Origin of the sequence: Microcoleus sp. K5-D4, from assembly GCF_036704575.1 — a bacterium.
Taxonomy (GTDB): domain Bacteria; phylum Cyanobacteriota; class Cyanobacteriia; order Cyanobacteriales; family Microcoleaceae; genus Microcoleus.
In genome coordinates, this window is the sequence record NZ_JAUBSD010000025.1 from 21,827 (window position 1) to 45,023 (window position 23,197).

20 protein-coding genes are annotated in these 23,197 nt (G+C 44.4%); 8 read left to right on the top strand and 12 right to left on the bottom strand.

The annotated features are described in order from the left end of the window. Positions 1–2: 2 nt before the first annotated feature. From pglZ to QUA77_RS10660, 7 genes are all read right to left on the bottom strand, one after another. Positions 3–2,867 carry a BREX-6 system phosphatase PglZ gene (gene pglZ, locus QUA77_RS10630; protein WP_333450084.1) on the bottom strand — a complete coding sequence of 955 codons (2,865 nt, stop codon included), beginning with the start codon at positions 2,865–2,867 and terminating at the stop codon, positions 3–5. Then, a complete protein-coding gene (gene pglX, locus QUA77_RS10635; protein ID WP_333450085.1) occupies positions 2,864–6,889 on the bottom strand; it encodes a BREX-6 system adenine-specific DNA-methyltransferase PglX in 4,026 nt (1,341 codons plus the stop codon). The genes pglZ and pglX overlap by 4 nt, the downstream gene beginning before the upstream one ends. 26 nt (positions 6,890–6,915) lie before the next feature. Beyond that, entirely contained in the window at positions 6,916–10,536 is a 3,621-nt protein-coding gene (gene brxC, locus QUA77_RS10640; protein WP_333450086.1) for a BREX system P-loop protein BrxC, read from the bottom strand. 43 nt (positions 10,537–10,579) lie between these two features. Then, the gene (locus tag QUA77_RS10645) at positions 10,580–11,218 is read right to left on the bottom strand and encodes a BREX protein BrxB domain-containing protein (RefSeq protein WP_333450087.1); all 639 of its coding nucleotides are present in this window, start codon (positions 11,216–11,218) and stop codon (positions 10,580–10,582) included. Next, positions 11,215–12,042, bottom strand: a complete 828-nt coding sequence (locus tag QUA77_RS10650) for a BrxA family protein (protein WP_333450088.1) — start codon at positions 12,040–12,042, stop codon at positions 11,215–11,217. Before QUA77_RS10650 ends, QUA77_RS10645 begins: the two co-directional genes overlap by 4 nt. Positions 12,043–12,047: 5 nt before the next feature. Continuing rightward, positions 12,048–12,635 carry a BREX-6 system BrxE protein gene (gene brxE / locus QUA77_RS10655; RefSeq protein WP_333450089.1) on the bottom strand — a complete coding sequence of 196 codons (588 nt, stop codon included), beginning with the start codon at positions 12,633–12,635 and terminating at the stop codon, positions 12,048–12,050. Positions 12,636–13,129: 494 nt separating this feature from the next. Further along, entirely contained in the window at positions 13,130–13,306 is a 177-nt protein-coding gene (locus tag QUA77_RS10660; protein ID WP_333450090.1) for a hypothetical protein, read from the bottom strand. A gap of 197 nt (positions 13,307–13,503) precedes the next feature. On the opposite strand from QUA77_RS10660, the gene QUA77_RS10665 reads away from it, so the two are divergent. The 3 genes from QUA77_RS10665 to QUA77_RS10675 all read left to right on the top strand — a co-directional run bounded on the left by QUA77_RS10665 (position 13,504) and on the right by QUA77_RS10675 (position 14,990). Further along, on the top strand, positions 13,504–14,142 hold the full coding sequence (locus QUA77_RS10665; protein WP_333450091.1) for a hypothetical protein: 639 nt from the start codon (positions 13,504–13,506) through the stop codon (positions 14,140–14,142). Between the two features lie 218 nt (positions 14,143–14,360). Next, positions 14,361–14,615: a hypothetical protein gene (locus QUA77_RS10670; protein WP_333450092.1), complete on the top strand. Its 255-nt coding sequence runs from the start codon at positions 14,361–14,363 to the stop codon at positions 14,613–14,615. Positions 14,616–14,771: 156 nt separating this feature from the next. Next, a complete protein-coding gene (locus QUA77_RS10675) occupies positions 14,772–14,990 on the top strand; it encodes a hypothetical protein (protein WP_333450093.1) in 219 nt (72 codons plus the stop codon). A gap of 201 nt (positions 14,991–15,191) precedes the next feature. Here the strand turns inward: QUA77_RS10675 and QUA77_RS10680 are convergent, their stop codons facing one another. From QUA77_RS10680 to QUA77_RS10695, 4 genes are read right to left on the bottom strand one after another with little or no spacing between them, the layout of a single operon-like run. Beyond that, on the bottom strand, positions 15,192–15,566 hold the full coding sequence (locus QUA77_RS10680; RefSeq protein ID WP_333450094.1) for a DUF6527 family protein: 375 nt from the start codon (positions 15,564–15,566) through the stop codon (positions 15,192–15,194). A gap of 3 nt (positions 15,567–15,569) precedes the next feature. Beyond that, positions 15,570–16,994, bottom strand: a complete 1,425-nt coding sequence (locus QUA77_RS10685; protein WP_333450095.1) for a ThiF family adenylyltransferase — start codon at positions 16,992–16,994, stop codon at positions 15,570–15,572. Further along, positions 16,991–17,371 carry an E2/UBC family protein gene (locus QUA77_RS10690; protein ID WP_333450096.1) on the bottom strand — a complete coding sequence of 127 codons (381 nt, stop codon included), beginning with the start codon at positions 17,369–17,371 and terminating at the stop codon, positions 16,991–16,993. The genes QUA77_RS10685 and QUA77_RS10690 overlap by 4 nt, the downstream gene beginning before the upstream one ends. Before the next feature lie 3 nt (positions 17,372–17,374). Beyond that, positions 17,375–17,830, bottom strand: coding sequence for a multiubiquitin domain-containing protein (locus QUA77_RS10695; protein WP_333450097.1), 456 nt, complete (start codon positions 17,828–17,830; stop codon positions 17,375–17,377). An 80-nt stretch (positions 17,831–17,910) separates the two neighbouring features. Between QUA77_RS10695 and QUA77_RS10700 the strand changes: the two genes are divergently transcribed. Genes QUA77_RS10700 through QUA77_RS10710 form a run of 3 tightly spaced genes read left to right on the top strand, consistent with a single transcriptional unit; the run spans position 17,911 to position 20,201 of the window. After that, entirely contained in the window at positions 17,911–18,300 is a 390-nt protein-coding gene (locus QUA77_RS10700; RefSeq protein WP_333450098.1) for a helix-turn-helix domain-containing protein, read from the top strand. Further along, positions 18,300–18,854, top strand: coding sequence for an ImmA/IrrE family metallo-endopeptidase (locus tag QUA77_RS10705; RefSeq protein ID WP_333450099.1), 555 nt, complete (start codon positions 18,300–18,302; stop codon positions 18,852–18,854). The genes QUA77_RS10700 and QUA77_RS10705 overlap by 1 nt, the downstream gene beginning before the upstream one ends. 9 nt (positions 18,855–18,863) lie before the next feature. Continuing rightward, a complete protein-coding gene (locus QUA77_RS10710) occupies positions 18,864–20,201 on the top strand; it encodes a PIN-like domain-containing protein (RefSeq protein WP_333450100.1) in 1,338 nt (445 codons plus the stop codon). 237 nt (positions 20,202–20,438) lie between these two features. Here the strand turns inward: QUA77_RS10710 and QUA77_RS10715 are convergent, their stop codons facing one another. Continuing rightward, positions 20,439–20,930, bottom strand: coding sequence for a GNAT family N-acetyltransferase (locus QUA77_RS10715; protein ID WP_333450101.1), 492 nt, complete (start codon positions 20,928–20,930; stop codon positions 20,439–20,441). A 167-nt stretch (positions 20,931–21,097) separates the two neighbouring features. On the opposite strand from QUA77_RS10715, the gene QUA77_RS10720 reads away from it, so the two are divergent. Further along, complete coding sequence (locus QUA77_RS10720) at positions 21,098–21,796, top strand: tyrosine-type recombinase/integrase (protein ID WP_333450102.1); 699 nt, start codon at positions 21,098–21,100, stop codon at positions 21,794–21,796. Between the two features lie 191 nt (positions 21,797–21,987). Further along, the gene (locus tag QUA77_RS10725; protein ID WP_333450103.1) at positions 21,988–22,923 is read left to right on the top strand and encodes a GIY-YIG nuclease family protein; all 936 of its coding nucleotides are present in this window, start codon (positions 21,988–21,990) and stop codon (positions 22,921–22,923) included. The last annotated feature ends 274 nt before the right edge of the window (positions 22,924–23,197 follow it).

A 23,197-nucleotide genomic window follows, 5' to 3' on the forward strand; every position in this document is an offset into this window, starting at 1 on the left:
TTTTAACTTTGTTTGACATAGCGTTTGCCGTTACTGGTTGTTTCAATTATGACGGAGAAAGGAACTTTTTTAAGGTGTTCTTCAAATTCTACGGAGAAGCGCCGTACCTGTCTGGCTGAACCAAGCATTTGAGTTAGCTCCATTTCTGTAATTGAGCTGTGTTGCTGGAGGTGAAGAAATACGTTCCGAATTGCCTCATCTTCAAAACTATCTTGCCAGTTTGTGCCGCGACTTGACTCGGTAACAGGAGAAGAAGCGTTTTGGAGAGAACCGGATACATTGAAATAAGTTTGAGGGATGAGCGGTTCTACATCTTCAATGTTATCTGGATGGAAAACTTCAATTCGCTCGCGCTCATCTCGCTGTCCTTTCAAGTCAAATAATACCTCAATCCAATCTCCACCAACCGGAATTTCAATTTGTTGATTTTTTACCTCGGCTCCAGGTGCATCTTTAATTATTATTTGAATATCCGGTCGTTCTGGTACGCGCAAGGCAAGGTTAATAGTTTTAGCTGTCACAAAACTGAGAACTCCTTGGGCTACGGGCGCTGGTTTTATCCGTACTTGAATGCGACTATGACCCATGATTTCTCGTTCGGGTTTGGCTTCAATTAGGTACTTAACCATCGCTAGATTAGATTGATAGCGATGGGATACCGTTAAGACAGGAATAACTCGCTCTTGCAGGCTATTTCCACCATGTACAAAAGTCGCACCGGGGTTGCCAGTGGCAAATATTGCTGTGTCTTTACGAAATAATAAGTAATTGTTTTGACCTTCGTATTGAAGAGCATTTAGAGGAACGACGACCATCCCTTCTTCTAGGCGGGCATCTGCGGCTAAAATGTAGCGGCGATTGGGATCTTTTTTACTACCATAGGGCTTTTCTTGGGTGGTTTGGTCTTGTAAAAGAAATCCGTGATCGGCAGTAAAAATAAATTCATTTATGCCAATAGTTTTAAGTAAATTCCAAGCTGATTTTATTTGTTGCAGCCAAGTTTCAAAGGTGGCTAAACCGACATTTGCTTCGCCTGCATCGTCAATTTCTTTACTGTGAACAACAATCAGATTGGCATCGGAGTAACTTTTTTTTAAGCTGGTGGTGGAACGATCGCAAATTTCTGCTAAACTTACGCCCCGCACTTTCCGCCGACCTGCACTAACATTATCAATGCTTTTATCGCTCATTGCCCGGACTCTTTCGTCGGGTTTCCGCACGGTGTATTCGCCTGTTTTAAATCCTTTAAACCCTTCTCCATTTGCTAGGGATAATTTGCCGAATTGATGAACAGGAGCGAGAAGGTTCATACCAACGGCGGTGATAGTTGGCAGTTCGGCATAACGTCCTTTTAGATTAACAGTAATGCCACTGTCTTCAAATTCTGCTATTAGTTCGGTTGCCATTTCATAGCGGAAAGCATCAATTAAGAAATAAGCGACTTTTTTGTTAGTTTTGGTTAGGGGGTGAACAACTTGATCGTACAAGGTACGCTGTTGTAAGTCATCGTCGGGTAAAAAGCTTTCTCTAGTGCAAATATTAGCAAAGTCTTGAGCTAAAGTATCTGCCCAATTTCGATATTCAGAACGTAGTTTATCAGCCGCTTCTAGAAGTTGAGCGAAATGTGGTAAAGTAGGTTCTAAAAGTTTTAATCGTTGTTGTTCTAAATGGCGATGAGCTTTGTCTACTGCATAGGCAGATTGGGTGTAAATTTCTAGGGCTTCTCTAAGAGTATAAATGTCTTTGAGCGATCGCCCATTTTTGTCAATCTCACACCCCAAGGTTGCAGCATCTCGGATTAACGACCATTCTAAACGGCGGGTGCGATCGCGTTCTAGCCAAAATGAGGGGGTTTCCGTGCGAGAGTCTGACCACTGCATCGCTTTTTGCCATTCTCCGGTCAGAAGTGATCGCACGGCACTTTCTAAAATGATACTTTCTTCGCGGTGGAATGTATCAATTTTTCCTAAATCTTCCGGACGGATAGCATTAAGTTCAGGTTCTAAATGGGATTCGACAATGGTAGCTTTTATCGCATAAATTTCCGGGTGGCGTTGTCTTAGGTAATTAATTAATTGTTCGCAAGCTTTTCGTAGGGGGTTAGATAATCGAGTCAGAGGCTTGAGTGTATCTAAATAAGGAGAACGCTTAAGGTCGTTGACATATTCAACACACATTAACCAAGCTGCAAAAGCATCTCCTAAATCTATAAAAGATAAAAGTTTATTGCCCTGAAAAAATTGCAAAAATGCTTGATCTAATCCTGTGTGACGATAGAGATGTTGGGCGAGGGTATCAAGGGCGCTTGAATCAGAAATTTTTGATTGTAAAACTTTTTCTTCGCCTAAAAGACCGTCTAAAATCCATTCTAGGCTAAGGCTGTTTAGGTAGGCGGCAATTCCGCCTTGAGGTTGGGCTAGGTGGCTTTCTAACCAGACTTCAGCAGAGTTTAGGTCAGAAATGCCATTTTTCAGATAAGCGTCAATTTCGGCAGGGGTGACGCGCCCGGTAGCGGCTTCGCGGATGAGGGTATCGAGAGCTTTGCGGAAGCGATAACCTGCGTGATAAAGTTCTAGGATTGGGGTTTTACGGACAGTTTCTTCGGTGTGACCGGGGAGATGAATGAGTAATGGTTCGGGGTCGAGTCCGTTTCCATAAGGTTCAAGGGCGAGTAGCATTTCTAGGTAGCTACCGCGAAAGGCGACGACGGGGGCAAAAAATTCCCCGCGAGAATAACGGGCAATTAAATCATCAACGTAGGTATTATAGTAACCGTCTTTATCTAGCCAAACAACAATTCCTTGTTGACGTAATTCCCCTTTTACTTGTTCTTCTAAAACACTGGTAATAAAATTTAGTTCTTTCATTCTTCTTCCTCCCCTGAATTATCAATTTGGTCTAAAAGAGGCGTATCATTATCATCTTCTTCTTTTTTCCGTTTGCGTTCTCGGCGTTTTTCTTCTTTTTCGATTAAGTCATTAACTAATTCTGGGTTTTCTTCCTCAAAGGTTTGGCGATATTCATCAGAGTTTTGTTCATCAATGGTGAAGTCGGAGGAAATTTCATCTTTTAAGCGCAATTCCCATTCGTAGGCTTTGGCGGGATGGTATTTCCAAAAAACACCGTGGGCGACGGCGAGGGAGGGGTCTTTTTGACATTTTTCATCGACTCGGCTGGGGAAGTAACGGGCGGCTAAATGTGCCCAGTCGTAATCTTTTTTGCCTTGGGCGTTGCAGAGTTCTGACCACCATTTTTTGGGTTGCGTCCATTGGGGTTCTAGAAGTGACCAAAGGGCAGCGCTATTAATCATTACACCATCATCTAAATCCATTTTGAAACGGGCATCGACTTCGCGGGCGGTGTCTTTGGGGTTGGCGGGGGGTGCGCCTTGTTCGGCAGTTTGTCTTACGAGGTCAATAAATGTTTTTAGTTCGGTGTGGAGTTGTTGAATTTTGCTGTAGCGTTCTTCGGCTTTGGTTTGGTTTTTTTTATCGCCTTGATGTCGGGCATCAATTAAGTCGCTGAGTTCGCCTTCGAGGTGGTTTAATTCGGGGATGAGGTATTCTGCTAAGAGGTCTTGCAAGGTGTTATCTTGCCAGCGATGAATGCTGATGAAGGCGACAAAGTTTTTCTTAGTGGATGAGAGGGGAAAGTAAATGGGGCGGTTTTCGTACATTCCCAGGTGAACGTCTTTAAAAAAGTTCTGTCTCAGCCATTCTCGCAGGGTTTTGTTTTTGGCAATGGTTACGCCATATTGTTGCCAGGTTTCGTCGATAATTTGGCTGGCAGGATTTTTTAAACTGTCGTGTTCGGAGTAGTTGGAAAGATATAAAATTCCATACGGAAGTACATCTTCTACCACCTTTTCTTCTGCCCTCTGCCCTCTGTCCTCTGCCCTAACTTCTTCCTTCTGCCCTCCGCCCTCTGCCTTCTCAAACCGCCCTAATGCTACACCAATGGAATAGGATACAAAATTAGTAGCGGGGGGTTGTTCGTAAATGGGTTGATAGTCGGGTAAGGGGATTGCGGGTTCTCTATCTACTGCTTTTTGCGCCCATTCTTGGGCATAGTTCCAAGCAGATACACCGGGTTTTTTGAATTCTACAGATGTTTCGCGGGCGGCTTCATGTTCCGTGAAAGCTTTATCAAGTTTGGCGAAGATTTCGTCTGATGATTCGATAGGGAAGAGAGGAAGGCGGTTAACATCACCAACTTGAAAATTAACTGTTGGATTCAAAGCTGTAAGAATTTGACCAGTATTTTGACTATTCATCAAACAAAGGGCATTAGAAATATTTCTCGGAAAAACTGAAGATCCAGAAACATCAAATATACTCTGATACCGTCTTACCCTAGCTGAAAAGAGAGCACCAATAGTTGAATAAGAAATACCATTTTTCAAATAATATTCTTCGTTTTTTATAGTTCTGGTATAGCTTTTATAAAGTTTTTGAGCATAAGTTTTTAAAGCTAAACCGTGATTCGACCACTCTATAATATCCGAAAGTGGTTCAAACCAAAGTTTTCCTACCGCGCCTTTAATAAAAGGAATCCAATTATGGGAGTTGCAAAAATTTCCATTAAAATTGGCAGTTCTCAGTAGTATATACTCAATACGTACTTCCCAAGGCAATCGTAAATATCGAGTATTATTTGAAGTTGCTAATCCCTGACGAACATGGGTTTCATCACCCAATTTAGGAGTTTCAGCATAGTGTTTGAGAAAATCATCGTCCCACCAATAAATGAGGGGTTCTTCTTTGATGGCGTTGAAACGATCACTTTTAAATTCAAATCGTCCGACCTGGGCTAGAACGGCGGCTCGTTTACGAGCAGTATTACCTGCTGATTTCAAATCTCCAGGTGCTGGTCGAAAAGCAATACTTTTTTCAATATGTGGAGACAATTTATTAAAAATAGACATGGCAACAGAAAGCACTACTTGTGCTCCAGAAACTTCTTCAAAAGCACCTGTTTCCAAATCTCCAATTAATCGGAGGTCAAAAGTTTCAATTAAATATTGTCGAAGAGTGCTGTACTGTTGAAGAAACATCCAATTTCGCATTGTTAGCATTGCCGAAACACCGCCAACCTTTGCTAATTGTAAACTCCGTTCTAAAAATGCTGCATATAAATCTGCCTTCCCCCTCGGATAATGATTAGTGATATAAGCAGCACCCACCATTTTGCTAGTTCCTTGATAAGGTGGATTCCCAATTACCAAATCATAATAATTTTCCTGAATCATCCGAATAAACCGAATTCCCGCCGCCAATTGTTCTCCCCGCAACCGCAAACCCAAATCATCGCCATTGGTACAACGTGCTAAAAATTGCTCTAGCTTTTCCAAAAGAAAATCCTTCATTTTCTGGATGCGACTGGCTAAACTACTCGCCTCCTCCTTTACATAAACTGATTCAAAGATATCTCCTTGAATCGGGTCAAATAAAGTTTGTTCATATTTCCAAATTGCTACATCAACCATCACATCAACTTTCAGCAAACTCCCTAAATAATCCGCCCCTTTCAAAGCTTGAACAATTTGATTTGTTAATTCTTCAGGAATTCCTGTAGTTTCTGTTATCTCTCGCCGCAATTCCACTAATGCCGGATCGTTTTCCGGTAAAGAACCTAACTGAAGATTTGATGCAACTAAATTAAAAAATCGCGGACTCGCTTCAGAACAAATCAAACGCGCTTTCAAAATTAACGCTGCTGCCGCAATTTGCACTGCGCTGGGGTCAATATCAATGCCATAAAGATTATTCTCTAAAATCGATTCTACAATTGAAACATCGTTCCAACTTTCCCCTCGGTGTCGCGCTTCCTCTCGATACAGCGCAAACAACAACCCAAAAGCAATTACTAAAAAATGCCCCGAACCACAAGCGGGATCTAAAATTTTAATCTCTCGCACACTATCTGGCGCATACTCAACAGCATCATCCGTCAAAGGTTGCGGTACCCAATACTTCCAAAGTTCCTCACTTTCCGACTCAATTGGCATTAGCGCATCTAAACTTACCTCCCCTTTCTCGCGCTTTTCCCGCCATTCCTTGCGCCGAGTTTCCAAACGTTGTAACGTACCATCTGCTTCTACTTCCGCTATCCAACGGTGCTTTTGGCACATTGCCAGCCACATTTGCCCCAAACTATTATGTAGCAGCCATTCCACCATATAACGCTCTGTAAACATCTGGGTTTTGCTAGCAATTTCGTGAGGTTCCACCTTTCCCCCACCATTCAATTTAGCATCCAGTGCTTCTCGTTCCGGGTCATTCCAATATTGGTAAACCCAACCCAGCGTAGTATCATCTAACCAAGCATCCTGTAATTCTGGTTGATTCAACGCTTCAATAACTGCCCGTAACGTACTCGCTGGAATTGGAAATAGTGCCGTTACTCCCACATCACCAAATAACCCCGGCAACTCCAACGATAATTCATCATATAAAAGTTGCAGTAACGTCCCATATCCCTCAGTTTCATCCTTCAATAATTCCGGCGCAAAATCTCTAAATTCCCGATACCCAGAACTTTGCCAACCCCCCGTTATTACGGCTGGTTTAATAAGTCCATGCGCTTCCATTTGTTTAATCACAATCAGACGGTTTAAAAATGTCGCTGCTGCCAATTTTTCTGCCGTTTTTAGATAACGTTGGCGTACCTCATCTTTTTTCGCCTTAGTTTCGCTGCGAGACTGTTCATCTAACCACTGTTCCAAACGCTGACGTTTCATGTGTAGTTCTTCTGAAAGTCCCGCTGTCTTTAAAGGGATAGACAGCCGATACGCACTATCGATAGCATTATGAAAGTCGATAAGCAATCGTTCTCTCAAAATGCGAATGGTATTGGACAATTTAGATTTAGCTTGAGGAGTAAGGTACATAAGTAAGACAGAAAAGATTAAGGTGTTTAGATAATGCGAATGCGAGTGTTTGGTTTAAGCTGCGCTAAGAGGCGTTCTTTAATTTGATTTGCTAAAGCTTCTATTTCCTCTGGCGTACTTACTTCACGTCCACTCAGGTTAAGTTGTAGCTGAATTACCTGTTCATCTGTCACCTGAGATAAGGTATTATCCAAATAAGTGTTTGCCTCTTGTTCAGCAGTTTGCAATCGTAAAATTGCTGAATCTCGTAACTCTAATAAAGAGGGATAAAGCGAGTCTTGAGTTGTATCAGGAACGGCTTTGTGGATTGGACGCAGTACATAATCGCCTTGCTTTTCATTTAATTTAATAAACCCTTGGCGCTGTTTTATGCGACTGCGAATCGTTTCCGCTTGTTTGTCTTGCTGTTCAATTAAACTCAAACGCACCGCCTTATAGTGCTCTTCAATCGTTTCTAAATGCGGTTTCAAACTGTTAATATCTCGCCAAGGTCGCTCGCAATTTAGGTGATCTATCAAAGCATCAATTGCTGGCTTAACTTCTGCAATGCGGTCAATCTGCTGGAGTTGCGCCACTTGGTGATCCCGAATTTTAGCTGTTTTAGCTACGACTTCAATACCAGAATCGGATAAATCTGTCAAGGAAATTCCTAATTCTTGAATGCCATCTCGTAGGGCATCCAAATTTTTCTTAACAGTGATAACTGTATCTTCTACTTGACGAGATCGCATTGATTTCTCCAGCGCCTCCCGTAACTTTACCAAAGCTGGGGGCAAATCTGGACGGTTTGGCAAGCGATTGTAACGTTTCTCCAACTCTTGCAAGCGTTTTACCTGATTGGGAAACTGCTGAAAGACAGCATCAGCGATCGCATCATTTTCCCGATCGAGGTCAGTACCAAGGGAGTCCTTGAAAAACTTACAAATGGCAATTCTGTCACGCGCACTAATTTCCGTTTGATTCGGTGGTAATAAATCAGCGCGTTTGATATCCCGGTCTTTGGTAAACATATCCTTAGCACCCGGATCGCGCACCGAGGTGATTTCTGGACCACTTTCCGGGCGAATTCGCACCTTATTAGCGCGTAACAACCCTGCTAAACAAGCTTTAACCACATCTGCCGGATAACCGTAGGGTGGGCCCCCAAAATGTGCGAGTAGGGCGTTGCCAGGAATGCCATTTTGGTCTTGAATATATTGAGCAATACGCGAGGGAACTTCTCCGCTACAGGTGGGAATATATTTACCTGCATCCAGTTCTAAAATACCCAATTCCGACTTCATAAACTTTTGAGATGGCCCTGATAAATTCGGTTCGAGAAGTTGGGTTAATTCCGTAGGTGTAATCGCTATATCAACATAGCAGTTGTAGAGTTCTGGTAAAATACTTTCTCCCACCCGTTCTAGAACTGTAGTAAATGCTGCACCAAATTGTTGCTTATCGATATACCGCCCTCTAAAATAAAGTTCACCATCTAAAAAAGCTTGGGCGATCGTAGTTTGTACTTTCTTTTCTAAATTATCTCGTCGGGTGATTTCCTCAGACAATAATCGCTGTTTTTCTCCCGAAAGGGAGTGTCGGCGCGATTCGTACTTATTGACGATATGACGAGAACGTCCTAAATCTCGCGCTTGGACAACCAAATCGCTTAATTTACCGACAACCCAAATAATGCGATCGCGCAAATTAGCACTATCACTGTTTTGTATCCAAGTGCTAGAATTGCGATCTTCTGGATTAGAAAGATAGCGGAAATCAACAATTAAGACAGCAGGATCGTTCAATCCTTGCAGGCGTTCATCTTGCCGTTGGTGACCATCACTAAAAAAAGCACCCCAAGGAAAACCCTTATTTTTATAGCGAGGACGTTCCACACTACCGAGCAAAGTTTTCAGCTTCTCTGCCACAATTTGACTTCGAGCATCGGAGATAACACTGTAACTATCCCGTTCTCGCTGCCATTCTTGTCCGGCAGAACTTTGAATCTTGTAGCCGAATTTATCAGAATAAGAAAGCAGCCCTAAATTCCGCAATTTTTCTAATGCTTGTGTAATATTTGGCTCTTGATTACCCTGACCTAATTCAGAATAAAGACACTGACTAACGAATGTCGCTGTGGTTGGTTCCTGTTCCTGAATTAACTCCAAAAGGGCTACAGTTTTTGCCACTTTTATTGCCAGAGGATTGTTAATAACTTCTTCATGATTAAATAACCGAGTTAAGGTATTTTGCAAATCTGCATCAAGGGCAGAGTGTTGCACTTCATAAATACTATCTAGCGTCACTAAAGCACCAAGCTGTCGTTCTCCTAACCTCTGCTCTCGAAACAATTCACCTAACAGTTGCAACAATCCGCGAATTGCATGATCGTCTCCTTTAGCACGAGTAGAACGAGTGCGGAGATTGGTCGTAATTTGCATCAGCAAATCAACGTATCCGGGCAGCATGGGATAGACTTCAAGAAAATCATCTTCAGTGATAGAATCGCATTTATAGCCGTATAATTTTAGGTCACTGCGGTGGTGTTGGAAGAGCGCTCGCAGCTCGGCTTCCTTTGAGACAGCTTTTTTCAATAACCTTTTGTGAACCACATCGCGAATATTAGTGGGTGCTAAATGAACCCGTAATTTCGGCGGAAAACGGTCTTTTAATTTACCAATACTGCTCTGATCTTCACTATCCTCAAGTTTTTGTTGTCCAGTTGCTAGTAACCAAACTCGCCCTTTTAATTTTTGTCCCAAATCTGAAACAAAGGATTGTAATTTCAGCATTCGGTTGTTATCCTGGTGGATATATTGGCTCACTTCATCCACCACGATAAAAACGGTTTTACCAGGGGCACGGCGATCGAGCATATTAATAATATCTTGAGTTGTTTCTGTGACTGATGTACCAATGCCTGTCTCAGAACCTGCACGACTATCAAACCAACTCATTGGGTCAATATAACGAGTAGGATTCATGGCGTGCATAATTTCAGAAAAAGCTTCCTCTGCCAATTGGTCATTCTTTGCTGCTGACCAAGTTTGATTAAGTGTTGTTTGGGCACACATCAAAAAATCATCCCACTTGCCGTCTAACTCTAGTTTTAGTTCATGGTCTGCTACATAATGACTAATAGTGCAATAATCCAAACGAACTTGTATCTGACGCTTCACGGCTGAATGAATATGTTCATCATCCCGTGCTATTGCACCGATATCAAAAACTACTGCAATGGGGCTAATCTGACTGCATATCTTGTACCATAAGTCCCTAAATTCCTGAGAATTAGGTGAGTCATCCCGTGCCAAAAGCGCATCGGCTAACTTACGATTATCAGGTAAGACCATACCATCTAAGGCAAGCCCTAAAAGCTTAGCAAAACTCGATTTACCAGAACCATAAAAACCAGAAATCCAAGATGCTGGAAGTTCCGCTCCCTTTTTTTTCTCTAATTCTTCTGCTAGTGCTTTGAGTAACTTAACAAACTGTTCGTGAATTCCTGATTGCACGCGGCGATGACGCGGGTCATTTTCTGGATACCCGCCAGTAATGATATATTCAGAAACTTCTTCTAAAACTTTAATGGGGTCTTGCTCATGAAAATAAACAACAGGAGCAATATCACGGGTAATGTCAGCAGCAAAAATATCTTTAATTAGCATAACAACATTATTGTTTCTCTAGTGATTACGACAGTAGTATTAATCAGGAGTAGATCCGAGGTCGATAGTCGCGGTCAGCAGGGAGTTCTCCCATAAAAGACAAAGCATTCAAATCTTTGCGGTCGCCGGGATAGAGCAGAACAACTGGCAAATTGCGTGTTTTACCATCAATATGTTTAAGAAGAGCTGACGAGCGAAAAAATGGATATAAAGCTCCAGCACGTCCTAAAAAAATTAAGGTACGATCGTTGTCTCCAAGATAACTATTTGCAAATTCATCAATCACTGCAATTACGTCTTTAGCAACTCCTTCAGACCCCTCAACATAGAGAGCGATTTTATCTTTTAAATGGTTAAGTGCCCGCTCAGGGGATTTAGGATAAAGACGATGTTCAGTGCCAATCATGCTATCTAAAACTCGTTGCTCTTCTTTCTTAATTCGAGTTAAAAATAGATGTTGAAGAGAAATTGCTAATACATTCCACCCTTGACTTTTTAGGTCATCAGTTAACCAGCGAATGCGGGCGCGAAGTTTAAACTCATCACGAGGGGTATATTGCAAGATCGCAAATCGGTAATTCCGCATCGTGCTAATTTTGGGGCTATCTTTATCCAATAAATCATTGCGTAGTGCCTGTATAGCACTTTCTAAGGACGAACTTTCAAATAACAACCCTGTCATACTTCTTCCTCCCACTTCAAGCCTAAGATTTGAATCGCCCAGGATTTGAGGTCAGCGCAATGCCATTCAAACTCGTAAAGGTCGCCCATCCGATTAAAGGTAAGTCCTGGTAAGCGGCGCAACCGCTGTTCCAGAAAGTTCTCACTTAAACCCACTGATGTGAAATAAGGATTATTTAAAAGTGACCCTTCAAAAGACAGATGACGCAAAAAGTAGAGCCAGTAAGCCAGTGCTTCATCAGTTACCTTGGGATACTGGAGGCTGCGCGTACCGACGTTTTTCGAGCAAAGCCCTGCATCTGCCACAGCAGCAATTAAACCCGTTGCCATTCGTAAAGTTGTTGCTGCTGACCACTCATTCTCCAGCTTTTGAGTCACCCAACGGGCTACTATATCCCGGTCGATACTTGGATTGGATTGAAGACGACGCTGTTCTAAGAAGACACCTGTAAAAGTACGATACATGGGATCTGTTAGCTGCATATACCAGTGGCAGATATTTTGGCGAGTCGTTGGATCGGAGGGACACCAGTGACCAAGAACCTGTAGTGCGATCGGATAGGCATCGAAGCGATAGCTCAATTCGACCAGTAGACTGCGAACTCGTGCCATACTTCTGCTACCAAACCAGCGTTCTTCAAACGCCACCACTGCTCTTTTTTCCTTGGGAATATTTATTCTTAAATGTTCCCAATAAACTCGACTTTCTTCCAAAGCCAAGGATGTACGCAGTAAACGGGTATGGAATTGCTCAACTTCTTTACCGTGTAATATGAAGTTGGCAGATACTTTGTTAAGAACTTGATGTTTAGTTATCCCAGCCATTGAATTTAGTTTTCCTTTAAACGGTAGAATGGCATGGGATAGCTGTCGGCTTGGGGTAGGGGTAAAAGCGCAGATGCTAACTTCTTAGCACGCTCGTCGAGTGCTTTTAGCATTTCCCCTAAAACTTCCCGTCCGCTGGGTACAACCTTAAATTCCACCTTTTGATTGGGAATCTCAATAGCTATTTTAAATTCAGCTTGAGAAAAAGGCTGATATATATCCACTGGAATTGGTAAAGTGCCTCGTGGGTGTTTTCTATTGCGCTTATGAAAAGCCAGTCGCTCTGCTAATTGCTCATCCACAGAGAATCCCCAGAAAAATAATGTACAAACATGATCTGGTCTAGCCATTTCAGAGCGCTTGCGTCGGTCTAACGCGATTGCTGCCTGCCTTACTGTTTCTAAAGATGCCCATAAGTGGGTTTTAGGAAGCAGTCGCAGGAATAGGTCGCCACCACCGTCTTTATCAATTAAGTCAGTACGCCACCAGTCAAGGCGTTTGGGGTCACAAGCTCCTTCACCAGCCCAGGCGACCACTATCTGGAGGGCAAGAATACTGTCAAGTGTGTCTTCGGGGATTCTCTCGGTAGGCATTAGTCTTGACGAACAATGGATGTTGGTGTAGCGGGTGTACTGCGTGTGATCGCTCACTATGGTTGAGGTTAACCTAGTTTGTAGCTGGATTGCTTACTGCCCCTAGTTTAAACTCTACAGCATATTCACTATAAATATGATGCATTACTTTAGTAGAGCGGGGCAAAAGAATGAAACTTTTTTCAAGCGAGCTTCGTAAAACAATAGTTAAAATTAAAACAAGAGAATACATTCATTAGAAAAATAGCCTAATTTTTTTATCCAAATAAATTAGTTCTCAAAATTATTTAAAAAACAACAACAAGCGGGTTATATTCCGCCACACAGGCAAGGTAAAAACTTAAAGTTGTGTTAATTACCGCACCCATTTTTTTTAGCTAAATAGTAAAAAACTCTCCTAATTGCACCATAAAAACTGATTTACAAGGTGCTACTGTAGTTTATAAACCTGGAATAGGGTAGCGATCGCCCTCTCTTCAAACACTACGATATGCTTAGCCCCTAAAGTGTCGGAAAAACCGCACTCCGCGTTTTTCCTCACCACTCGCCTGTACCTCCTTTCCCTCATCGCCACAGACAGCCAATAATGCTTCGGCTGCAGCACCAAGCTTTATTCGGATGCCGGCGTCCGAAAGGGCGATCGCTTCTTGCAACGTTGTAGCGATCGCCAAAATCTCAATGCCTTACTGTCAACTGCCTTTTGTTCAAACGTCCCCTAAACTCAGCTACCGCGTTAAGAAAATCCACAGATTGATGCAGCAAGGCAGTAAAGGCAAGAATCTAGAATAAATAACTTGTTGCGCTAGCAGGTGTTCCGTACCCGCAAGCGGTTGGTAAGGTTCCCAAAGCAATAGCAAAGGTGGGTAAAATGGATGAAGTCGTCAAGAAAGTAGCTGGTTTGGGTTTACCCGGTGTCATCCTGGTGGTGACGATGGCTGCGACAGGTTTTACAGGAGCTGCGGCCATTACAGCAGCTTTAGCATTTCTGGGAGGCCCTGCGGGAATGTTAGGTGGCATTGCCGTGCTAGGTTTGACAGGATTAATTGCAGATGCTTTGACAAAAGTGGGGCTGGAGGACTTGCTAACAGCAATTTATTGCCAAAGGCGCTTATCCGAACCGCACGGGAAACTTTTAGAAGAGATTGAGAAATTGTCGCTGTTTGACGGCGACATTAAGGAAAGGCTTCAAATGACGGTGACGGATGGGTGCGGTTGTGTGGCAGCGACGATCGTTACTAACATGGACGATATCACAGGCTCGGCGATCGCTATTTTACAAGCTGTTCCAGGCATGACTCCAGCACACCACAGGGATTTTAAAAGTTCCCGTCCAGTAATAAGGCTCAGGGATGGGACGGCGGTTAGGGCTTGGAAGAACCCCGTTGGCGTTGACCACATTTTTTTAGCCGATCCCGATGGCAGAATGATTTATGGTGGCTTCGTAGGCTGGATTCACAGTGAGGGTTTGAATCAAGCTCTTTCGCAGATAAGAAGCAACTTAACCTAAAGCAGATAGGTTCGGCGATCGCAAAACCTCGTACATCGGCAATCGCAATATGGAGTCAGGCGGTTTAAAAAAATGAGTTCTTTCCTTAATTACTGCGAACAATTGAACCAGTAAATACATTTGCTATAATGATGTCCGAAGCAAAGGCAATAGTTGTTATCGCCGCCAGCAACCAGATGGCAACATTTAGGTGTTTATCTTAAAATTCAATGGGAAATATGGCGAAAAACAAACCAATTTATGAATTAATAGGGTTGGCGTTGGATGAAATTTACAGGCAAGGTCTTTGTCCACAAGTGGCGAGCGGTAGAGAAATTCCTATTGAAACCGCAAACGTTTCATACGATCCTGCCCTTCCCGGTTATTGTTTTCTCACAATCGAAACTTTTTTAACGCACGATTACGATGTAGTAATTAACCAGGACGGCAGCATTGGAACGATTGACGATCGACCCAAAACTCGCATTAGATAAATTTATTTAATCGTCCCTATGTCCGCGCCCGTCCGTGCCGAGCGTCCTGAATTCCCTTAATGTAATACAACAATAGAGGCGCTCGTTTTTTGGCGTTCCCCGGCAATTGCGATTAGGTGTAACGCTCGCGCGCCCGATCCACAATAAATTCGTTCGATGAAACCAAGCGCAAAATTCCAGAAAGGGCAAAGAGTTGGCATTTACAACTCCCAAGGGCCGCGACAGATTTATGAAGTAGATGAGGTTGCTTGGTCTGGGTCAACTTGGACGTATACTTTTTTAGAATGCGATACCAAAAATCCGGTGTTTGTTACTTTTAGCAACAACGGTTATTCTCGGTACCGGCACGAAGAACGCTGGCTGTCTTCGGTTTAAACAGCCAAGGGCGGGGAAAAGTCAGGAAAGCGCGTTCCTCAACACCAAAAGCCAGGGTTCACTGCAATCATAATTGTGCTTTAGGTGAGATTATTTGTAACGCCCCAGGTTTTACTGCTGTGCCTTATGCAGCAGCGCGTGTAGAAACTTCTTCAAGATCGGATGCAGTTTCAAAACAATCCTGATTGCTGTTCCGAACAACTAGGATTTCCTTTGGGCTATAGTTGCTGTATCGGAACACCATTCAACGGAGCCGTGACGAACCCAGAAATGGCACTTACACTCGTTGATCTGCCTAACCGAGGGATGAATCGTCGGCCGTCCCAACCAGTCTATAGTAACCTTCCACGAAGGATGCTGCGTCTGGTTTAACGACAACAAAATTGCCTCCCCGCATTCACCGGGACATCGAAAACAAGCCCATTTCCGATACCGGGCCTCACCAACGACAAATACCTGTTTCGGTATAATTTCTTCAGGTGTCGGATGAACTTTAACTATCCGTGCTGACAAGTCTGGTTTGTCCATTACTTTCAGCTTGATTAGAATCCATCGAATTAGATTGCGAAGAAACATAGCTCACTCCACCAAATCGAGAAATGGAACAATATCGCCTTTGCCCCAACACTCAGCAGTACCGCAAATAGGGCAATGCGACTTGGAATCAGCAGCTTGCTTTCGATCGGTCATTAGGTGAAATTTTCTTACTCTTTGGGCAATCGCACCGTTCTCGCCTCGAAATCCTTGAAGGCGGTGCACCAACTCTTCAATCGCCATAATCGCAACATCCGTGGTGAAAAGTACCACTGCGGGACTTGGGTTTCCTTCGCCTAGAACGTAAGCCTCTGCTTTTTGCCGCTCGTACTCGACCGGATGATTCCGCTTCAAAGCCTCGTCCCGCGCTACCACAGGATTTATAACTTCTCGGCACAACAGGCAGGTCTGGTTGGGGCTGGCTACCAGTGTCGTTACTCGACCATCTAGCGCTTTGATTTCTGGCGGTTCAGTTGGAGATACCTCGATGGCAAGCCCTACATCGAAAACAGGAGCCAGGTAATAGTAGGCAAAGCGGTTAAGCAGCAACCGTCCGGCATGGTCATCCGTGCAACCGAAGACTATATCGCAAGACTTCAGCGCATTTAGGCAATCCAGATCGCCTATCCACGATTGATAGGACTTGACTTGCACTCCAAGCCCTAACTCCGAGAGTGATCGCGCTACAGCAAGAACCTTCGGGTGCTTTGCTTCAGCGTCTTCCCGAATTGCGCCGTGAAGTCGGTTCAAGTTACTCTCTTCAACTACATCTCGATCGAAGAGCGCAATCTGTCGTACTCCCATTTTGGGAAGCAGCATGGCGACTGCGCTGCCCGTACCGCCACAGCCTACCACTCCAACCCTGAGCGTCGATAAATCCTGAGCAAGTGCTTCCCCAAATGCGAGGGATTGTCGCTGAAAAACTGACGAAGGTATACCCTGCCCCCGCCCCGTGTAGTGGAGCTGAATTGATTTTCCTACAACACCAATCAGTTGCAGGGGAATCGACTCTTGCTGGCTCGTCCACAGGCGACCGACAAGCTCTCCTGAGTCTGTGAGAATTACGCTCAGGAGTTTTGTCTGGATACCGTTTCTGTGCTGGGCAAGCTCTACAAGGTCGGGTTCGTTTCTATCATCCTGTTCGGAAAACGCAGCGATACCTCCCGGATGGCTGTGAACGAGAGCCACCGTCATCCCCCTCGTTTGAGCGAGCTTCAATGCTCGAACAAAAGAATCAGTCTTCCACGTAATATGCCGATCGGAACTGGAAACTACCTCATCTTCAGGAACCGCGAGGATTTCATAGGAAAGATATTTCCGGCGCTGCTGACCATCCCAAGGATCGGATTCAACAACTACCTCACCGCAGAGCACGTAAGCTGCCCGTTCTCTTCCATCAGTGTGGATCAGGCTTTCTTGGAGGTATTTAAGGTGCTCCTCCTGCAACACCATACTGGCAGTAAAGCTCATGCAGCCACCTCCAGGGCGTGTTCCACGCGCTTGAGCATCGTCCAAATACCGTCAATACCGGGACGCCACTCGTTGTTGTGGCGCGACCACCGCTGCCAGGACAATCCATTAAACCTAAAAGCCTGGTCTGCTGCTGTGGGGTAACGGTTGCGAGTGGCAAGCTTCACCCAGGGTTGCAAGTAAAACATATCTGGCGGGACATCTGGGTAGCCTGGGGGAAGCACAATCAATACATCAGCCTGGTGGACATCGTACTTGTTGGACGGCAACCTAAAGCAAGGGAGAATTACTCCCTTTTGGCTGCCGTCTATAACTTCCTGAAAGACAATACCTTTGCCTTCAAGATATTCCCGCTCTCGCGACGGTAAAAAGCTCATGGATTAACCCTCCGTCGTAGTCTTCTTACCCGTGAAGAAACGCTCGACTCCGGCAGCTTGGAGCTCCACCGACTCCTCATTTCCAACCGGGCGGTCTTCTTTGCCCCGTACCTCCAGCCAAACTCCATAAGACTGCGAGTCAACTCCCGCAAGCTGTTTGAGCTTCAGTCCGGTAATTAGCGGTATGCCCCACTCAAATTTCCTGCCGTCAATTACAAAACGAAAAGAGCGATCGCTTTGCCAGGTGATAAACGCCTCTATGCCCGGTTTCCGCAGATCGACCGTTTCATCAGGCCTGATTTCCTCAAGCTGCCCGTTCTGCAACCGCTGAAAGATGAGGTATTCCTCAGATGGCCTCTTCCCTGCCGTGTCAAGAAGCTGAAAGCCTGTAATCACTGGATCGTCCACTTCATAAGAAGTTTCATCAATCTGAATCCGATAATTTTTTGATGCAATCACAGTACCACTCCTCCAATAATTGCGACAATGACTAAGAATTGCTAGCTCGCAATTACCAAGATTACACAAGTGACTTAAAATTGCAAGGTAGCAATGGGAGAGGGATGGTGGCTAAGGTAGAGTTTGATGTAGAGTCCTTTTACGCAGCGTTAGATAGCCAGCGACAGTCGCAGCGCCTAACGTGGAAGCAGGTAGCGGCACAGTCTGAGGTAAGCGCGTCCACTTTGACCCGCATGGCTCAAGGAAGGAGGCCTGATGTGGATAGTTTGGCAGCACTGCTAAAATGGTCGGGATTGCAAGCTGAGTCTTTTGTCAAAGGAGTTCGGGATACTCGGACCCAATCAGACCCGCTTACTCAAATTACTGCGTACTTACGGGCCGATCGCAATCTCACCCCAGAAGGAGCAGCAGCTCTCGAAGCCATTCTCAAAGCAGGTTATGAGCGTCTACGCAAGGATCGAATAGATTGATGAAACAGCAGTTACGCCGCGGGTTCAAATCTGAAGCGGATGCTTATGCTCGGGAACTCAGAAAGGAGTTGGGGTTCAGACCTCACGACCCCCTTTGCCCCTGGAGATTGGCCCGGCACTTAGAAATTCCCGTAGACCCCCTATCAGCTTACAAATGCGAAATACCAGAGCCGGTTGCCCACTTTATGGAACAGGAGCGGGAAAGCTTTTCGGCTGTCACCATCATTGACGGCTACCGACGGCGTATCATCCACAATGATTCGCACCATCTCCCCCGACAGGCTTCAAATATCGCTCACGAACTCGGTCACGGCATCCTCGGTCATATTCCGCGTCCTGTACTCGATGAGCACGGCTGCCGCTACTTCGATGTGGAACAGGAGGATGAAGCGAATTGGTTAGGGCCAGCGCTGCTTATTTCAAAGGAAGCAGCCTTTCACATTGCTAAAACTAAGATGAGCGTGGTCGAAGCAAGTAGGGTTTATCAGGTTAGCGAGCAAGTCATCACCATGCGCCTCAATATGAGTGGAGCGCGCAAGATATTTACCAAGTAATTGACAAAAATGAAAGACTTATTCCCCGGCTATTATTCCCCATCTGACGAAGAATTTTCTGAACTGTGGCAAAAGTGTATTTTTATTTTTGATACTAATGTTCTTTTGGATTTTTACGAACATCACAATGCAACACGCGAAGACTTTTTTAAAGTTTTAGAAGCTATAGGAAATCGTTTATGGATTCCCCATCAAGTTGCACTTGAGTATCAGGAAAATAGAATTACTCGAATAAACAAAGCAGAGGCTAATTTTACTGAGGCTAAGAGTAAATTAGATGAAATCACAAAAACTATTTCCGAGACTTTCAGATCCAAATGTTTTCCTCCCGAATTAGTTCGAGAAATGAGTGAAGATATCAAGAAAGCTTTTGATACTTTTTGGGATAAATTAATACCTTGTAGAGAGGAGCTTATTAATAAAGATGGTAGAGATTATATAAGAGATAAAATTACAGATTTATTCGGAGACAAGATTGGTGAGTCACCTGCCAATCAAGAAGAGCTAGATCAAATATATTCAGAAGGCGAGCAAAGGTACAAAATTTTTCGTCCCCCAGGTTTTAAAGATAAGAACAAAAATCAAGATAAAGATAACCACTATATTTGTAAAGGATTGGTTTTTAAAAAAGAATATGGCGACTTGATTGTTTGGAAACAGATATTAAAACAAGTTAAGTCCAAGTCATTAACTCATATCATTTTTATTACCGCAGACAATAAAGAGGATTGGTGGAGAAAGGAGCATGGAAAAACAATTGGACCGCGCCCAGAATTAGTAGAAGAAATTTTGGAAGCTGGTGCTTCTATATTTCATATGTATACACCAGATAACTTTTTACGATATGCTAAAAGTTATTTACAACTAGAAATAGCCGATAAATCCATACAAGAAGTTGAAGAAGTTTCTGTTTCAAATAGTTTATCTGAACCAGAATTACATGATACTTTTTCCAGACAATTATCAGCAATTGATGGGTATGGATTAAGAGATATAGAACATTTAATAGCTGCTGCCAATAATCCGGTGAGCAATATAGAACGTTTAGTGGCTGCTGCCAATAATCCCGTGAGTAGTATAGCCGACTTTGCTAAACAATTATCAGTCACTGAAGCGATGCGATTGACAAATATAGACAAGTATGGATTGAGAGATAATATAGCAATAGCAGGCCTGATGTCAGAACAAAATAAATTTATGGCCTCTGTAAATCAAACTATCGAAAATCAGAATCGATTTATAGAGCAAATAAAGAAACAAGTAGCAATACCGAAACAATCAATACCCTATGTGAATCGAGGGATAAATAGCGAATCTTCACGAGAGGTTGAATCTTCAGAAGATTGAAGTTTTTAAGTATTGAGCGAGCAAAGGAAATATAAGAATATCTGTAGATTTACGCAAAATAGTGTTTGCTCTCTGCGCTTTTTCTCCTGACTTCTCGTCCACAGCATCCGGCACTCCATCCCACAGACAGGTGCATTCATGCAGCAACTACAAGGCATTCTCAGGCATTGGGTCGAAAGGCACCGATCGCCCTCAAGAACAAATTTACACCGTCGCAAAACACAATTAATTTGATTTCTATCTTAAATCCAGAGAAATCCCACAAACTGCATTTTCGATGTTCTCCGTTGAAGGCGGAAGTACCTTAAATCCATGCTTCTCGTACCATTTGACAAGGTTCGGATTGTTGTTGATGTCTTCTTGAGTTAGAGAACCGTAGATCCGCTTAATTCCCCGCTGACGAGCTTTCTTTATCGCAAACTGCAACAGGTGAGTTCCCAGTCCCCGGCGACGGTAATCGATTGGCTTGGGTTCAACTAGCAGTCTCAAAAGAGCTGTCCCTAAGTGATCTGGAGCGTGAATGACCTCGCTGTGAATAATGATATCGCCTATCACCAATTTATCGGGCGGATATAAAACGCATTGAAGCATACCAATTGCGCTGTTACGGTACAGGAGTTTGGCAGTAAAATATTGCTCTTCGTCCGGGTCTACTTGCAGTCGGTATTCTCGTTCCTGGCGATCGCGAACAATCATTCGAGCGGTGTTTTTCGATGAACTTTCCAACATTATTTATTTTTAGAGTCCCTGAACCGATTATTCCTCACCCCGGATGCCATCGCCTCTTCTTTTTTCTTGACCCCGCTCACCCGCCACGTTAAGAAATACCCCCGACGGATGCAGTAATGCAACAAATATGCCAGACTTTCAAGCGTCGGGTCGGGTATACACCACGAATGAAGATTGAGGGACACGGACAAGCCAAGATACTCACTCAAGAGGAAATCGAACTGCTGTTCAACGAAGGTTTACAAACCGATCGCGATCGCACTTTGTTTGGCGTTTGTTTGTACACGGCTTGCCGAGTAGCGGAAGCGTGCAGCTTGAAAGTCATCGATGTTTTCACCCCGGCGGGTGTCATTCGCTCAGAAATGATCATCCGCAAAGGCAACACCAAAGGCAAGCTCGGCACCCGCACTATCCCGATCATTCAAGAGTTGAGGCTGCTGTTAGAAACCTACAAGCATCCCGATCACCCCTACCTGTTCCCCAGCCGCCACCTCAACCACCGCTGGAAACACGCGAACCCGGAAGCCGCCTCTCACCTATTCCAAGAAGCCTGTTCACTTGTTGGCATCATCGGCGCTTCTACCCACAGCCTGCGGCGGACGGCACTAACTCAGATGAGCAATGCCGGGATTCCGCTGCGGATTATTCAAGAAATCAGCGGCCACCGCAACTTAGAACAGTTGCAGAAATACTTAGAAGTGCGGCCCGACCAAGTGCGCGGGGCTGTCTCCGCCCTCTCTACCCTTTCCTATGTCAGGAAACCCACTTATCCTGATTCAGCTCCCCTAACCCCAGACAAACCGTTGCCCCCTCACCAACTGTCACAAGCCCAATCCGACGCAGCCCAAGAAATTCCCGACTGGTGACGAGCAATTTAGATTTTAGATTTTAGATTTTAGATTTTGGATTTTGGATTTTGGATGAAAGTCACGCATCCCAAATGGAATGCCGATCGCTTTCTTTCCCAAGGCAGAAGCCCTAACCCCTAGATTTGTTAGAATCCTCAATACGTTAGCGGGTGCACCTGCGAAACCTGCTGAAAGGAGAATTGTTGACAATGTGGCTTAAATTTGGTGTTGCTCTCAGCGGTGAACTGACGAGCATTGATGAGGTTGTGCGCGGAAAAACTAACCTCGCTTGTCTCTACTGCGGAGGCGGATTGACAGCGAAAAAGGGGTCAGTGAAAGAACATCACTTCGCGCACACCGGGGAAACTTGTAAACCAGTCTCGCAGCGGATTAAAACCAAAGCTTTCCCCGCGCTGCCCCTCTACAATAATTTCAACATCGAACTCAAGGGTGATGAACTAGAACAGTTGAAAGTGCTGTGGAAAGAGTACGGGGTCCAAAAGCGATCGATTCCCAAAGACTTGGTAAACTTTCGGTGGGAGTTGAAAGGGTTGCTAGAGTCGGAGGGCGATCGCTCGTACCGGTTCACCAATCTCGGTAAAATCCCCGTCGGCGCTCTTCCCCTGGCGTTGTTCAACAAAGTCCAGGAACCCCTGCTGCTGTCGGAGTTAATGAAGTTAGAAGGCTCTGTAGAAATGGCCGTTGCTGCGGGGTTATCTTGCTTGGAAGAACGGCGGGCTGATTTGCAGATTTATCGAGCGCAACTTCGTCGGATTCTGGTGAACTCGCTCTATTTTTTAGAGGTGAAAGCTGATGGCAACATTTTCTACAAAATTGGCGTTACTACCCGTCAGATTGAGCAGCGCATCACCGAAGTGCAGCGGGATGTAAGAGCACATTACTCGGATGTCGCTGTTAACCTACTGGGATTGTGGGAACACCGGGGGAATGTTGAGCTGTATTTCAAACACCGATATCAACCTTTTAATTACCGGATTGGGAAACTGACCGAGTATTTTTGCTTTCCCGATGTCAAACCTATTTTGAATGATTTATATGAGATGGAACCCAAACTGCTGAGTGAGATTGAGGTGGATGTACTCAATCGCGAACAATCAGATTCCGCTGGCAATCAGTCAACCTAGGCGAACGCACGGGCTTTGCAAACCTGTCCCGTAAATGAGTTAAGGGATTGTTCGAGCTGCTTGTCCCACCAAATCCAGAAAATCAGTCTTTGTTCGCTCGAAGCGCTCGACACTCTCAAACTGTGATTTTTGCGTTGTGTTTAAGGCGATCGGGGCATAATGTAGGGTTAGACCCCTCGTTCTGCCCCGATCGCTTCGAGCGTTTGAACGACACACTCAAACCATTGATTTTGCGTTGTGTTTTTAGTGTTCAGGGCATATTAGGGGGTGTGAC